This window comes from Streptomyces sp. NPDC093252 (assembly GCF_040683675.1).
Classification (GTDB): Bacteria; Actinomycetota; Actinomycetes; order Streptomycetales; family Streptomycetaceae; genus Streptomyces.
Window position 1 is genome coordinate 386,538 of sequence record NZ_JBFBEM010000004.1, and the last position, 13,216, is coordinate 399,753.

A 13,216-nucleotide genomic window follows, 5' to 3' on the forward strand; every position below is an offset into this window, starting at 1 on the left:
TATGTCAAAATGGCCGGTGTGAGGGATGAGCGAGGAGAGGGAGACGCGATGCGGGAAGAGGGCGTCCGGGCCCGGCAGCGGGCGCAGACCAGGCGGACGCTGCTGCGGGAGGGCAGAAGGGCGTTCGCCGGGGACGGTTACGCGGGGGTCGGGCTCGCGGAGATCGTGCGGGCCGCGGGGGTCACCAAGGGCGCCTTCTACCACCACTTCCCCAGCAAGACGGAGCTGTTCCACGCCGTGCTGGAGGAGGTGCAGCAGGAGGTGGGACGCCGGGTCGCCGCGGCGGCCGACGCCGAGGACGACCCCTGGGATCAGCTCATCGCGGGGTGCGGGGAGTTCCTCGCGGCGGCCACCGATCCGGAACTCCAGCGGATCATGCTGGTCGACGGCCCCGCGGTGCTGGGCTGGGCCGAGTGGCGGGCCATGGACGAGGCCGCGTCCGTCCGGCATCTGGCCGACGCCCTCACCGCGCTGATCGACGCCGGACGCATCACCCCGCAGCCGGTGGCCCCCCTGGTCCATCTGCTGTCCGGCGCGATGAACGAGGCGGCGCTGTGGCTGGCCACCACCGAGGGCTCCGGCGAGGGCTCCGGCCAACTCGCCCGCACCCGCGAGGCGCTGACGACGCTGCTGGGCGCCCTGCGCACCGACTGACCGGCCGGGACGCGCCGGGCGCTCCCAGCGGGCCGGGCCCGGACACCCCCGCTCAGCCCACCCCCCGCCGCACCGTACTGGACCGGACCCGCAGTCTGCTCGGGACCAGGGTCGGGCGCTCCACCCGTTCTCCGTTCAGGCGGCGCAGGAGCATCTCCACCGCCGCTCCGGCCTGGTCGGCGGGGCGCAGATCGATCGCGGTGATGGGCGGATCGGACTGCTGGGCGAACCGGTTGTCTATGCCGATGGCCAGCAGCAGATCCTCCGGCACCCGGATGCCCCGCTCCCGGCAGGCCCGGGTGGCGCCCTCGCTGTACTGCTCGGCGGAGGCGATCAGCGCGTCCGGCGGCTCGGCGGCGTCCAGCAGCGCGCAGGCGGCGCGATAGGAGTCGGCCTCCAGCCGGTCCACCGACACCTGGGCGACGAACGGCCGCAGCCCGTGCCCGGCGCACCACGACTCGTACGCCTGTGTCCCCTCCAGGGTCCACGCCCAGGTCGACCGGGCGGACAGCAGGGCGATCCGGCGGGCACCCTGGGCGTGCAGATGGTCCAGCAGGTCCCGCATGTTGCGGTCGTTGTCGCCGGACACATAGAACGGCCGGTCGGGGCGGTCCGGGTCGCGCTCGATGGAGACGACCGGGATGCCCATGCCCTCCAGCAGATCGATCCTCGGGTCACCGGCGGCCGGGTCGCACAGCACCACCCCGTCCGGCCCGATCAGCCGCCACTCGTCGGCCGTGCTGATCCGGGGGGTCAGCATCACCGCGTACCCCTCGCTGAAGGCGGCGCGGGCCGAACCAGAGGCGATGGTCATGTAGTAGTCGAGGCCGATCATGTCGTACTCGTTGCCGCTGACGTCCCGGTGCGGCAGGACCAGCGCGATGGTGCCGGTGCGGCCGTGCCGGAACGCCTGGGCGACCCGGCTGGGCCGGTAGCCGAGGGAGTCGGCGGTGCGCCGGATGCGGTCGCGGGTCTCCTGTCGGAGCTTGCCCTTGCCGTTCAGGGCGTCGGAGACGGTCGTCACCGACACCCCCGCGGCGGCGGCGACATCACGGATCGTCACCCGGCCGCCCCCGGCCCCGGTCGCCCTCACCTCGGCATCACCGCTCCCACCAGCATTCCGATCGGCCTCACAGACTTCAGCGGCATCAGCGGACCCAGCCGTTTCCCTCGCGGTCCCGCCCGGCACCGACGCGCAACCCGCCACCCGGGGGACGGACAACGCCCCCGCATACAGTACGACGGCCTCCCGCCGCACCCCCGCAACCACAGCCGCACCAGCCACGGCCACAGCCGCCGCCACGGCAACCGCAGCACCCACCGCAGCCACGGCCACGGCCGCCCCGCCACCCCGGTCGCGCCCCCCACCGGATCAGCCCACACCCGCCGGTGCCGTCCAGATCTCGCCCCGCCGGGCCGCCACCACCCGCCCGGCGCGCACCGTCCGGCGCGGGCCCGGCTCATTGCGCAGGGCGTGGGTGAGGGAGGTCGCGGCGAGGACGACGAAGTCGGCCGGTCCGCCGGGGGCGAGGGTGCCGAAGGGCACCCCGGCGGCGCGGGCCGCGTGGTCGGTCACCATCCGCCAGGCCGTCTCCACCCCCCGGTCCGCCTCGTCGGCCAGCGGAACGGCGTGCCAGGCCAGCCGGGCGGTGTCCAGCGGATCGAGATTGCCGAACGGCTCCCAGTTGTCCTGGAGGTTGCCGGTCCCGGCGGCGACGGCCACCCCGGCGGCCAGCAGCTCGGCGGTCCGGGACACCCCCCGCCAGGGGCGCGAGCCGCTCAGATTGGTCGGGCAGACGGTGACCGTGATGCCCGCCTCGGCCACCTTCTCGATCACCCGCCGGGCGTCGTCGTCCCCGTAGGTCTCCAGCGCGCCGACATGGTTGGCGTTGACCAGCCCCTGCATCCCATGGGCGAGGGTCCGTTCGGCGAGCGGCAGCAGCAGCCGCTCGGCGGGGTCGGTGAAGTAGTCGACGTTGATGTCGATCCCGACGCCGAACCGCTCGGCCAGCGCGAACACCTGGTCGAGATGGGCGAGCCGGTCCTCCGGGGTGCGCTCGTTGTTGGGCCAGCCGCCCACCCGGTGGGCGCCCGCCGCCAGCGCCGCCGCGACCAGGTCGTACGCCCCCGGATCCTGCACCAGGCCCTCCTGCGGGAAGGCCGTCACCCGCAGGTCGACGAGGTCGGCGTGGGCGCGGCCCGCGTCCATCACCCCCTCGAAGGAGGTCAGTCCGGTCACCGAGTCGATGTCCGCCTGGCCCGCGACCGTGCCGACGCCCTGCGCGGCGGCCAGCCGCAGGAACGCCCCGGCGCGGTCCGCGACCTCGGCGCGGGTGAAGGTGGCCTTCAGGTCGCGCTGCCGCTGCATCAGATCCGGCCGGTGGCTCAGCGGGAACGGCAGCCCCAGTGGGCCGATCGAGCGGCGGCTGAGCGCCTTGTCGGGGTGGCTGTGCGGCTCGACGAAGGGCGCGGTGAGCAGCCCGCCGTCCCCCTCGATCCGCTCCCGGGCGGCCATCCCGGACCCGGCACCGGGCCCCAGGGCCGCGATCCGCCCGTCCCGGACGACGACATCCACCGGGCCGTCCGCGACCCGGCCGGCGCCGTCGACGGGCCGGACACCGGTCACGACCAGGTCGGCGGGCGGGTGTGTCTCAGAAACCGTCACGGTTGATGTCCTTGTAGAGGAGGTACGAGGGGCGGGCCGAGCCGGTCGCGTAGAACGACTGGGGGCAGTAGGGGGCCATGTAGACGAAGTCCCCGGCGGAGACCTCCACATGGTCGTCGCCCAGGTAGTAGACGCCCTCGCCCGCCAGCATGTAGAGACCGTGCTCCTGGTGGTGGACCTCCACCATCCGGAACCGGGCGCCGACGTCGAACCGCATGAAGTTCATCGCCATGTCGTAGCGCTCGTCGTCGGGCAGCAGCGGGGCGTAGGTGCCGCCGATGGTGTCGTCGGGGTGATGGGTGACCTCGTCCACGTGCCCGGCGACCGGCTCGGGCGCCGCGACCCCGTCCACCCGGTCGTAGCGCCGCTTCACCCACAGCGCCCGCGACTCACCCGCCGACCGGACCCCGAACTCGGTGCCCTCCGGCAGGAACACATACCCGCCGGGCTCCAGCGGGTACGAAGTGTCCGTGCCGGCCGTCACCACGAGGTGACCTTCGAGGACATACAGGAAGTTCTCGAACCCGGCGCCCAGCGGCCGGGTGCTGTGCCCGCCGTCCTCGAACTCCAGGAGGTACTCGCCGAACCGCGCGGGCAGGGCGCGGGGCGTGGCGAGCGGCTTGGCGACGACCCCGGTGAGATGGGGGAGGGCGTTCTCGACCAGGTTCTCGGGGCACATCAGCGTGTACGCGGGCCGCACCCGGCCCCGGCTGGCGCTCACCTGGTGGACGACGGGACTGGGGCTGGTGGTGCTGCTGCTCATGCTCGACTCCTGTTCTGTTCTCGTCGGTTGTCGTCGAAGGACCCGGCATAGGTGCCGTCGGTGAGGACGGCCTGACCGTCCACCCGGACACTGGGGCGCTCCACGACCATGTCGACATGGACCGGGGACTCCCAGTCGGCGCCGGTGAACTCGGGGAAGGGGTGGCCGAAGGCGAGATGCGTGCCGGGGACGTTCTCGTCGAACAGCAGATTCCCGGTGAGGGCGGGCAGCGCGCGGTTGGTGCCGAGGGCGAGTTCGCCGAGCCGCAGCCCGTCCGGGGCGCCGCCGAGCCAGTCGCGCAGCCGGGACTCCAGCTCCCGGTCCGGATGGCGCAGGGACACCGCCCGGCCGCCCGCGACCTCGATCAGCAGCGGCTCGGGCAGCAGCCCGGTCGCGCTGTTGAAGGGATAGCCCACGACGGACACCGCCAGCATGCCCTCGGCGTCCACCGGGGTGCAGAACACCTCGCCCTGCGGCAGCCGCCCGCCCTCTCCCGCGCACCCGTACAGCCCCGTGAACGGCGTCCAGGGGCGCTCGGGGGCGCAGGTCAGGGTCAGTTCGGTGCCGGTCGCGCTGGTGATCCGCACCGACCGGCAGCCGGTGAGCCGGTCCCGCACCGCGAGGGTGAAGCGGGCGACCTCGGCGTAGTCGACGGCCATCCCGACGCCGAGACAGACATCGTCCAGGGCAGGCATGTGCGCGTGCCGCGCCCCCAGTTGGTCCAGACGCGCCCAGAACGTGCCGTCCCAGGCGACCAGATCACCGGGGTCCGCCGCCGCGAACACGGTCACGGTCGGCCGGTGCGCGTCCAGCGCCCGCCCGATCTCCGCCCGCGCCCGCGCGTACCCGTCCCCGGTCACCTCCGGTACGACGGCCAGCGCGGCCCGGGTCAGCGCGCGGGCCTCGGCCACGATGACGTCCGCCAGCGGACGGGTGCGCCGATCGGTGATCACCAGCACCCGGTCGTCCCCGGTGACCGCGAGGCAGCTCCGCAGCAGTTCACGGGCTCCCGCGACGAGGTCGGGCACGGCGGGGTCGCTCACAGCGGACATGGCACGTCCTTCGCCCCGTCCCGCGCACCCGCCCCGGCATCGGCACCGGCCCCGTTCCTCCCCGCCGCCACCGGTACGAAGTTCCCCGTCCCCTTCGGCGCCACCACCCGGCCGTCCACCGCCACCGTCCTGCCCCGGACCACCGTTCTGACGACCCGGACCGACGCGGTGCGGCCGTCGTAGGGGGACCAGCGCTCCTCGGTGAGCTGCTGGTGCTCCGCGCTGATCACCCAGGGCGCGGCCGGGTCGAGCAGGACGAAGTCGGCGTCCAGGCCGGGGCGCAGCGCGCCCTTGCGGTCCCCGGCACCGCACAGTTGGGCGGGGCCGCTGGTCAGCAGCGGCACGATCCGTTCCCAGCCCAGGCCCCGGCGCCGCGCCTCCGTCAGGATCAGGGGCACGTACTCCTGGACGCTCTGGATGCCGAAGGGGCAGCCGAACGCGTCGTCGGCGGCGCCGAGTTTGTCGGCCCGGCCGTAGGGACAGTGGTCGGAGACGATCGCCCGGACCAGCCCGGCCGCGACCCGGTCCCACAGCTCCTCCACCCGCGCCGGGTCCCGCAGCGGGGGCGCGCAGACGCCGAAGCCGCCCAGGGCGGGGAGTTCGTCGGCGGTCAGCAGCAGATGGTGGGCGGTGACCTCGCAGGTGGCGTCCACACCGGCCGCGCGCGCCCCGGCCACCAGGTCCACGGCCTCCGGCGTCGACAGATGCACCAGATGGACCGCGCACCCGGTGCGCCGGGCCAGCCGCAGCACCCCGCGCACCGCCTCGATCTCCGAGGACGGCGGCCGGGCCGCGAGCAGCGCGCCCAGATCCGTCCGGCCCAGGGCCCGCTGTTCGGCCTCGCCCCGGGCCAGCGCGGCCCGGTCCTCGGCGTGCACCAGCACCCGGGCGCCGAGGCGGGCGGCGGTCGCCATCCCGGTGAGCAGGTCGGTCTCGGTGGCGGGCGGGAAGTCCATGTCGTTGTCGGGCAGGAACGCCTTGAAGCCGGGCGCGCCCAGCGCGTGCTGGCCCGCCATCTCATCCAGCGACGGGGCGGTCAGCGCGCCCCACAGCCCGAAGTCGACCACCGCCCCGGCACCGGCCCGCCCGATCTTGTCGGCGTAGCGCGCGGCGGTCGTGGTGGGCGGGTCGGAGAACGGATGCTCCACGACGAAGGTGACCCCGCCGGCGGCGGCGGACCGGGTGCCTGTGTGGAAGTCGGTTTCGAGGGAGATGCCGGGCACGTCGAAGTGCACATGGGGATCGACCACCCCGGGCATCAGCAGCAGCCCGCGCGCGTCCAGCGTCTCCCGGGCCCGGACGGGCACCCCGGGCGGCACGATCGCCGCGACCTTCCCGCCGTCGACCAGCAGCGTCCCGGGCCGCGATCCGACAGCACCGTCCGGCCCGTCCTGCGTGGGTCCGTCGTGCGCCTCTCCGTCCTGCGCGAGCAGCGTCGCGCCCGTCACCGCCAGATCCACGACCGACGGAGTGTTCTGCGGGCTCATGCCCGCGCCCCGGCCACGGCACGCCCATCTCGGGCGTCGTGGGCGTCCGTCACCCGACGGCCCACCAGCCGCCCCCGCCGGAACGTCGTCCGGGTGCCCGGCAGCCCGGCCAGGGCCGTCGCGCGGTCCGGTGCCTCGAAGAGCACCAGGTCGGCGTCCTCGCCGACCGCGATGTCCCCGTCACGCCCGCCCAGGACGGCCGAGGCGCGCCCGGAGACCATCTCCCAGGCGAGATCGACGGCGCTCTCGTCCTCGAACCCGGCCCCCAGGAACGTCATCCGGGCCCGGTCGAGCGGGTCCAGGGTGCCCAGGGCGTACCAGCCGTCGTTCATGTTGTCGCTGCCCGCCGCGACCACCGCCCCGGCCGCGATCAGCTCCGCCGGACGGGACAGCCCGCGCGGCCCGCCGTCCACCAGGTTCAGCGGCACCACCACCACCCGTACGTCGGCCTCGGCGACCTTGGCGACCACCCGGGCCGCGTCGGTGTCGGCGTACACCTCCAGTCCGCAGCAGTGGCTGGCCAGCACGCGGCCCCCGTAGCCGCGCCGGAGGGTCTCCTCGGCGAGGTACTCCAGCATGGTCTCGGTGGGGTCGATGGCGCAGTCGACGTGGATGTCGACCCCGGCGCCGAAGCGTTCCGCCAGGTCGAAGGTCTCGCGCACGCTCGCCCGCCGGGCCTCCGGGGTGTCCTCGACATTGGGCCAGCCGCCGATCAGATCGGCGCCCGAGCGCAGCGCCTCGGCCAGCAGTTCGCGCGTCCCGGGGTCCCGGGCCAGCCCCTCCTGCGGGAACGCGACGATCTCGACGTCCATCAGATGCGCCACCCGCTCCCGCGCGGCCAGCACCCCGTGCAGGGCGCGCAGCCCGGTCACCGAGTCGACATCGACATTGGCGCGCAGCCGGGTGACCCCGCCGGACGCGGCGAGCCGCAGCGCGCGGGCCGCCCGGTCCGCCACGTCCTCGGCGGTGAACCCGGCCTTGATGAGCCGGGCCCGCTCGAACCCGTCGAGGGCCCCGGCGGGCGCCCGGTCCCTGGTGTACGCCTTGTCGGGGTGGTAGTGGGGCTCGGTGAAGGAGCGGGAGAGGAGTCCGCCTCGGGCGTCGACGGCGGTGTCCGCGGGGTCGGGTGCGTCCGGGTGGTCGGCGTCCGGTGCTCCGGGGCCGTGGGCCGGTCCGGCGGGCAGGATCGCGCTCACCTTCCCGTCCCGGACGTACACATCCACCGGCCCGGTGCGGCCGTGGACCCGGGCGTTGCGGATCAGCGGGCGGGAGCCGGGCGAGGGAAGCCGCTGTTCGGACGAGCCGGATGAGCCGGACGGGCTGGATGGGTTGGACGACCTGGGCGGCACGGACGGCACGGGCGGCATCACGGTGTCACCACTCCCATTCGTTGGCGGGGACCCGGATGTCCGTCGGGTGGGCGGCCACCGCCGCCAGCCCCGCGCGCAGGGCGGCGGTCTGGAGGGCGAGGTCCATGCTGGGACCGTTGTGGCCGAGCCGGGCGACATGCTCCGGGGTGTCGGGCAGATGGACGAAGCCGCACCGGGTGGGCAGCCCGAAGCGGGCGGCCAGGTGCAGCGCGGTGTACATGACGGCGTTGCAGCCGTGGGTGGACGCCGAGTTGGAGATCAGGGCGGGCACCCCGGCCGCGCGCATCGCCGTGGTCATCGCCTTGATGGGCAGGGTGGCGAGATAGGCGACGGGGCCCTCGGGGTAGAGGGCCTCGCCCGCGGGGCGGCGGCCGTCCTCGGCGAACTGGAAGTCCTCCACATTGACCCCGGTGCGCTCCACGGTGACGGTGGTCCGCCCGGAGAACACCCCGCAGGACACCACCGCCGCGGGCGGCGGCCCCCCGGCGAGGTCCGGCGACAGCAGCGGGAGCAGGGCCTCCTCCGGGTGCTCCTTCCACACGAGGGGGCGTCCGACCACACGGTGGCCGCCGATCTCCGCGCCGTCCAGGGCGAGCGCCACGGCGGAGCTGGGGTTGTCGGCGTAGTGCAACTCGGTCCGGTTCGCCAGAGTGCCGAAGGCGCCGTTTCCGGTCACCAGAATCCAGGGTTGGGTCATCGCTCATCTTCCGGTGGAAGGAATACGTGGCTCAGTGGGCGGAAGCGCGCTCGGTGTGACGAGGGCACCTCCGCCCTGCGCCGGGCACCGCGTCGCAGCGGGCCGCGGTCTCGCCATGGCTCAGCATCATGACGGAAACCACGCGGAAAAGAAACGTTTCTTTTTCTCGAAGAAACGTTTCTTTCAGGGTCTTGACCCGCGTTGCCCCTCGGTGTTGACTGCGGCCATCGAGCCCACGCCCACGGGCTCAGCGGCACAGCCGGGACAGAGCCGGGACCGAAACGGCACCCCGCCGGGACGGCCCGTCCGCTGTCCGCACCCACCCCCACGCATCAGGCCGATTCCTGCCTTGTGCGACGAGTCCTCAGTGACCCGCATCCCCCGCTGCGGGCCCACGCGCCCTGCGTGACCCCGAATCCCTCGCGGAGGTACCACCCTTGAACGCCCTCCCCGTCCCGCCGCGCCCCGGACGCCTCGCCGTCTCGCTGGCCGCCGGGGCGCTGCTGCTCACCGCCTGCTCCGGCGCCGCCCCGGACACCTCGGACCCGGCGCGCGCCAAAGGGGTCTCCGTCACCGGGCTGACCCCGAAGCCCGCCGGCCCCGTCGACCGGATCACCTGGGCCGTGTCGGCCGAACCCGCGTCCTTCGACTGGATCTACAACGCCAGCTTCGAGACCGGGCAGATCATGGCCAATGTCTGCGAGGGCCTCTTCCGGCTCGACCCCGATCTGTCGGTACAGCCCGCGCTCGCGGAGTCGTTCACCAACCCCGACCCGAAGACCTGGGTCTTCACCCTCCACCAGGGCGTCACCTTCCACGACGGCACCCCGCTCACCGCCGACGACGTGGCGTTCAGCCTCAACCGCAACCTCGACCCGGAGGCCGGCTCCTACTGGTCCGGCGCCTACGAGAACGTCACCTCGGTGAAGGCCACCGGCCCGCTGGAGGTCACCGTCACCCTCAAGCAGCCCGACGCCCTGTTCACCTCGTATCTGAGCAGCCCCGCCGGGATCGTCGACAGCGAGGCCACCGTCACCGCCAAGGGCAAGGAGTACGGCACGCCCGGCGGCGGGGTGAACTGCGTCGGCCCGTTCGAGCTGAGCGCCTGGGACAAGGGCCAGTCGATGACCCTGACCCGCGACGACGACTACTTCGACGCCGATCACCGGGCGCGGGCGAAGGAGGTCGAGTTCCGCTTCGTGCGCGACCCCGCCGCCCTGGTGAGCGGACTGCTCTCCGACTCCCTCGACGGAAGCTGGTTCCTCCCGCCGTCCGCCCTCGACCGCCTCACCTCCAGCGGCAAGGGCACCGTCTACTACGGCGAGTCCACCCAGGGCTTCCACGCCATCGTGATGGACGCCGAGGGCCCCCTGAAGGACGTCCGCATCCGCCGGGCGCTGTCCATGGCCATCGACCGCCAGGGCATCATCGACTCCGTCATCAGCGGCGCCGGGCAGCCCCAGAAGGCGCCCGCCGTCCCCGGCTCCTGGGGCTACGCCGAGGACACCTACCGCACCGCCTGGGACGGGCTCGATGTCACCGAACGCGACCTCGACGCCGCCGAGCGCCTGGTCGCCGAGGCCGGAGCGCCGAAGGAACCGATCGTCGTCGCCACCACCAGCGCCGAGGCCGAGGTCCCGGTGATCGGCGCCGAGATCCAGTCCGCGGCGAAGAAGATCGGCCTGGATGTCGAGGTCCGCGCCATCCCCGCCGACCAGTACAACGGCGTCTACACCGACCCCGAGGCCCGCAAGGGCATCGACCTCTACCTCACCGGCTGGGGCACCGACTTCCCCGACCCGCTCCAGATGTACCAGTACTTCCGCACCGGCCACTTCTACAACTTCTCCGGCTTCTCCGACCCCGAGTTCGACCGGCTGATCGACGAGGCCGGGCGCACCCAGGACCCGGACCGCCGCGCCGACCTGGTCACCGCCGCCCAGCGGATCGTCGTCGACGACCTCGCCTGGATCCCCCTCTACGCCCCCTACAACACCCTCTTCCTCAACCAGCGCCTCACCGGCACCCCCGCCTCGTACATGCAGCTCCACTACCCGTGGGCCGCCGACCTCGGGGCGTCCTCGTGAAGGGCGCGGCGGGCGGGCTGCCCGGTGTTCTCATCACGCTCGCCAAACGGCTCTCGGCGCTGGCCCTGCTGATGCTGGCGACCTCGTTCATCGTCTTCTCCGCGATGTATCTGGCGCCCGGCTCACCGGAGTCGTTCCTCGCCCGGGGCAACTCGGTCACCGCCGACACCCTCCAGGCCATCCGCGACCAGTACCGCCTGGACGACCCCTTCTTCGAGCGGTACCTGTCCTGGCTCGGGGGCATCCTGACCGGGGACTTCGGGCAGTCCCTCCAGTTCCGCCAGCCGGTCGGCGATCTGATCGGCTCCCGGATCACCACCACCGTCACCCTGGTCGGCTACGCCTTCGTGCTGATCCTGGTCTCCGGCGTCCTCATCGGCGTCCTCGCCGCGGTCCGGGGCGGCCGGACCGACCGGGCCGCCATCATCGCCACGACCGTCGTCATGGGCACCCCGTCCTTCGTGCTGGCGATCGGGCTGACCTCACTGTTCGCCGTCACCCTCGGCTGGTTCCCGGCCTTCGGCGCCGGAGAGGGCCTCACCGGCAGACTGTGGCACCTCACCCTGCCCGCCGTCGCCCTCGCCCTGTCCTCGGCCGCCCTGGTGGCCCGCGCCACCCGCTCCTCGATGCTGGCCGAACTGCGCAAGGAGTACGTCGAGACCGCCCGCGTCCGGGGTATCCCGCAGCGCCGGGTCATCTGGCGGCACGCCTTCCGCAACGCCCTGGTCCCGGTCGTCACCCTCGCCGGACTGGTTGTCTCCGGGCTGCTGGTGACCACCACCCTGGTGGAGACCGCCTTCGGCCTCAACGGCATGGGCTCCCTGCTGGTGCAGTCCGTCAACGCCAAGGACTTCCCGGTGACCCAGGCGATCGTGCTGATCATCGTCGGCGTCTTCGCCCTGTGCAATCTGCTGGTCGATCTGCTGCACCCGCTGGTGGATCCGCGGGTCCGAGGAAAGGTGGGCGCCTGATGCCGGCCGTCACCGACACCCCCGCCGGGTCCGTCCCGGCCGACCCGAAGGACGGCACCGGCACCCCGGACGGCGGGAAGAACGGCACCGCGCTGGTCCGCCGCCGGATCTGGCCCCGGCGCGTCGGCGGGAGCCTCTCGGTCACCCTGTCCGTCGCGGTCCTCGCCCTGTTCGTGCTGGTCGCGGTGTTCGCCCCCTGGCTCGCCCCGCACGACCCCGACGCCGTCTCCCTCTCCGACAGCCTCCAGGGCACCACCGCCGACCATCTCCTCGGCACCGACCAGTCCGGCCGCGATGTGCTGTCCCGGCTGATCCACGGTGCCCGCACCTCCCTGCTCGGCCCGCTCGGTGTCGTCACCGGCGCCACCCTGCTCGGCGTCACCATCGGCGTTGTCGCCGCCTGGCGCGGCGGCTGGGTCGACACCGTGCTCTCCCGGGCCATCGAGCTGATCTTCGCCTTCCCCGGGGTCCTCCTCGCGATCCTGCTGGTGGCGGTCCTCAGCGCCGGACTCAAGGCGACCGTCCTCGCCCTCGCCATCGCCTACACCCCCTACATGGCCCGGATGACCCGCAGCGCCGCCCTCGGCGAACGCCATCGCCCCTACATCCGCGCCCTGGAGATCCAGGGGTTCTCCGCACCCGCGATCATCGTCCGGCATCTGCTGCCCAACATCGCCCCGATGGTCCTCGCCCAGGCGTCCCTGTGCTTCGGCTACGCCATGATCGACCTCGCCGGACTGTCCTTCCTCGGCTTCGGCGTCCAGCCGCCCCAGGCGGACTGGGGCGCGATGATCTCCGAGGGCCAGGTGGCCCTGCTCCAGGGCGCGCCGCTGTCGGCCCTCGCGCCCGGCGTCCTCATCGTCCTCGCGGTCGTCGCCTTCAGCCTGATCGGCGAAGGGGTGGCGGACCGCATCAGAAGGGCGGACCGATGAGGAGCGCGCCGCGCAGGAGGGCCCGGGGGAGGACGGGCCCTCGGCGCCCGGCGACGGCCCGGCGCTCGACGCCCACCTCGCGTACGACAGCCGCCTGGCGCTCTACGCCCACCTCGCGTACGACACCCACCTCGCGTACGACAGCCGCCCGGCGCTCGACGCGCGCCTCGCGTACGACGAGCCTCCCGCGCACGACACCCGTCCCGCGCACACCGCCCGCCTCGCGTACGGCGACCGCCCAGCGCATGACGGGTGCGTGGCGCATGACGGGCGCGTGGCGCACGGCGGGCACTCGGCGCATGGCGATGGCGACGGCCTCGCGCACGAGGACGGCCCTGCGCCCGGCGACGGCCTCGCGCACGGCGAGCACTCGGCGCATGGCGATGACCTCGCGCATGGCGGCGACCCCGCGCAAGGCGACGGCCCCGCCCACGGCGACGACCCAGCACCCCGCACCCACCCCGCCCCCCAAGCCCACCCCCCTCCGCAAGCCCCTCCGCACCCCCCTCCGCAAGCCCCTCGGCGAAAGGCCCCTCCG

At 73.6% G+C, this 13,216-nt stretch carries 12 protein-coding genes; 4 read left to right on the plus strand and 8 right to left on the minus strand.

The features are described 5' to 3' along the window. Nucleotides 1-48 precede the first annotated feature (48 nt). Nucleotides 49-654, plus strand: coding sequence for a TetR/AcrR family transcriptional regulator (locus AB0O01_RS10600; protein WP_365312111.1), 606 nt, complete (start codon nt 49-51; stop codon nt 652-654). A 52-nt stretch (nt 655-706) separates the two neighbouring features. Here AB0O01_RS10600 and AB0O01_RS10605 read toward each other — a convergent pair whose 3' ends face one another. The 7 genes from AB0O01_RS10605 to AB0O01_RS10635 form a co-directional block, all read right to left on the minus strand. Next, nucleotides 707-1,717, minus strand: coding sequence for a LacI family DNA-binding transcriptional regulator (locus AB0O01_RS10605; RefSeq protein WP_365312112.1), 1,011 nt, complete (start codon nt 1,715-1,717; stop codon nt 707-709). Nucleotides 1,718-2,026: 309 nt separating this feature from the next. Continuing rightward, the gene (locus AB0O01_RS10610) at nt 2,027-3,319 is read right to left on the minus strand and encodes an amidohydrolase family protein (protein WP_365312113.1); all 1,293 of its coding nucleotides are present in this window, start codon (nt 3,317-3,319) and stop codon (nt 2,027-2,029) included. After that, on the minus strand, nt 3,306-4,082 hold the full coding sequence (gene allE / locus AB0O01_RS10615) for a (S)-ureidoglycine aminohydrolase (RefSeq protein ID WP_365312114.1): 777 nt from the start codon (nt 4,080-4,082) through the stop codon (nt 3,306-3,308). The genes AB0O01_RS10610 and allE overlap by 14 nt, the downstream gene beginning before the upstream one ends. Then, the gene (locus AB0O01_RS10620; protein ID WP_365312115.1) at nt 4,079-5,134 is read right to left on the minus strand and encodes an aminopeptidase; all 1,056 of its coding nucleotides are present in this window, start codon (nt 5,132-5,134) and stop codon (nt 4,079-4,081) included. The genes allE and AB0O01_RS10620 overlap by 4 nt, the downstream gene beginning before the upstream one ends. Then, complete coding sequence (locus tag AB0O01_RS10625; protein ID WP_365312116.1) at nt 5,122-6,621, minus strand: amidohydrolase family protein; 1,500 nt, start codon at nt 6,619-6,621, stop codon at nt 5,122-5,124. Before AB0O01_RS10625 ends, AB0O01_RS10620 begins: the two co-directional genes overlap by 13 nt. Further along, the gene (locus tag AB0O01_RS10630; protein WP_365312449.1) at nt 6,618-7,988 is read right to left on the minus strand and encodes an amidohydrolase family protein; all 1,371 of its coding nucleotides are present in this window, start codon (nt 7,986-7,988) and stop codon (nt 6,618-6,620) included. Before AB0O01_RS10630 ends, AB0O01_RS10625 begins: the two co-directional genes overlap by 4 nt. Nucleotides 7,989-7,995: 7 nt before the next feature. Continuing rightward, a complete protein-coding gene (locus AB0O01_RS10635; RefSeq protein WP_365312117.1) occupies nt 7,996-8,688 on the minus strand; it encodes a hypothetical protein in 693 nt (230 codons plus the stop codon). 437 nt (nt 8,689-9,125) lie between these two features. Here AB0O01_RS10635 and AB0O01_RS10640 point away from each other — a divergent pair, with 437 nt between their 5' ends. Genes AB0O01_RS10640 through AB0O01_RS10650 form a run of 3 tightly spaced genes read left to right on the plus strand, consistent with a single transcriptional unit; the run spans nt 9,126 to nt 12,678 of the window. Beyond that, a complete protein-coding gene (locus tag AB0O01_RS10640; protein WP_365312118.1) occupies nt 9,126-10,775 on the plus strand; it encodes an ABC transporter substrate-binding protein in 1,650 nt (549 codons plus the stop codon). Further along, nucleotides 10,745-11,746 (plus strand): ABC transporter permease, encoded by a 1,002-nt coding sequence (locus tag AB0O01_RS10645; RefSeq protein WP_365312120.1) that lies wholly within the window; start codon nt 10,745-10,747, stop codon nt 11,744-11,746. Before AB0O01_RS10640 ends, AB0O01_RS10645 begins: the two co-directional genes overlap by 31 nt. Further along, on the plus strand, nt 11,746-12,678 hold the full coding sequence (locus AB0O01_RS10650; protein ID WP_365312122.1) for an ABC transporter permease: 933 nt from the start codon (nt 11,746-11,748) through the stop codon (nt 12,676-12,678). Before AB0O01_RS10645 ends, AB0O01_RS10650 begins: the two co-directional genes overlap by 1 nt. Here AB0O01_RS10650 and AB0O01_RS10655 read toward each other — a convergent pair. After that, nucleotides 12,659-13,150 carry a hypothetical protein gene (locus AB0O01_RS10655; RefSeq protein ID WP_365312124.1) on the minus strand — a complete coding sequence of 164 codons (492 nt, stop codon included), beginning with the start codon at nt 13,148-13,150 and terminating at the stop codon, nt 12,659-12,661. The two genes, AB0O01_RS10650 and AB0O01_RS10655, sit on opposite strands and share 20 nt — an antisense overlap. Nucleotides 13,151-13,216 lie beyond the last annotated feature (66 nt).

Excerpts from the sequence above, each read along its gene's own strand:
- AB0O01_RS10650 (WP_365312122.1), top strand. The coding sequence starts at position 11,746 with ATGCCGGCCGTCACCGACACCCCCGCCGGGTCCGTCCCGGCCGACCCG.
- AB0O01_RS10625 (WP_365312116.1), bottom strand. The coding sequence starts at position 6,621 with ATGAGCCCGCAGAACACTCCGTCGGTCGTGGATCTGGCGGTGACGGGC.
- allE (WP_365312114.1), bottom strand. The coding sequence starts at position 4,082 with ATGAGCAGCAGCACCACCAGCCCCAGTCCCGTCGTCCACCAGGTGAGC.
- AB0O01_RS10630 (WP_365312449.1), bottom strand. The coding sequence starts at position 7,988 with ATGCCGCCCGTGCCGTCCGTGCCGCCCAGGTCGTCCAACCCATCCAGC.
- AB0O01_RS10635 (WP_365312117.1), bottom strand. The coding sequence starts at position 8,688 with ATGACCCAACCCTGGATTCTGGTGACCGGAAACGGCGCCTTCGGCACT.
- AB0O01_RS10620 (WP_365312115.1), bottom strand. The coding sequence starts at position 5,134 with ATGTCCGCTGTGAGCGACCCCGCCGTGCCCGACCTCGTCGCGGGAGCC.
- AB0O01_RS10600 (WP_365312111.1), top strand. The coding sequence starts at position 49 with ATGCGGGAAGAGGGCGTCCGGGCCCGGCAGCGGGCGCAGACCAGGCGG.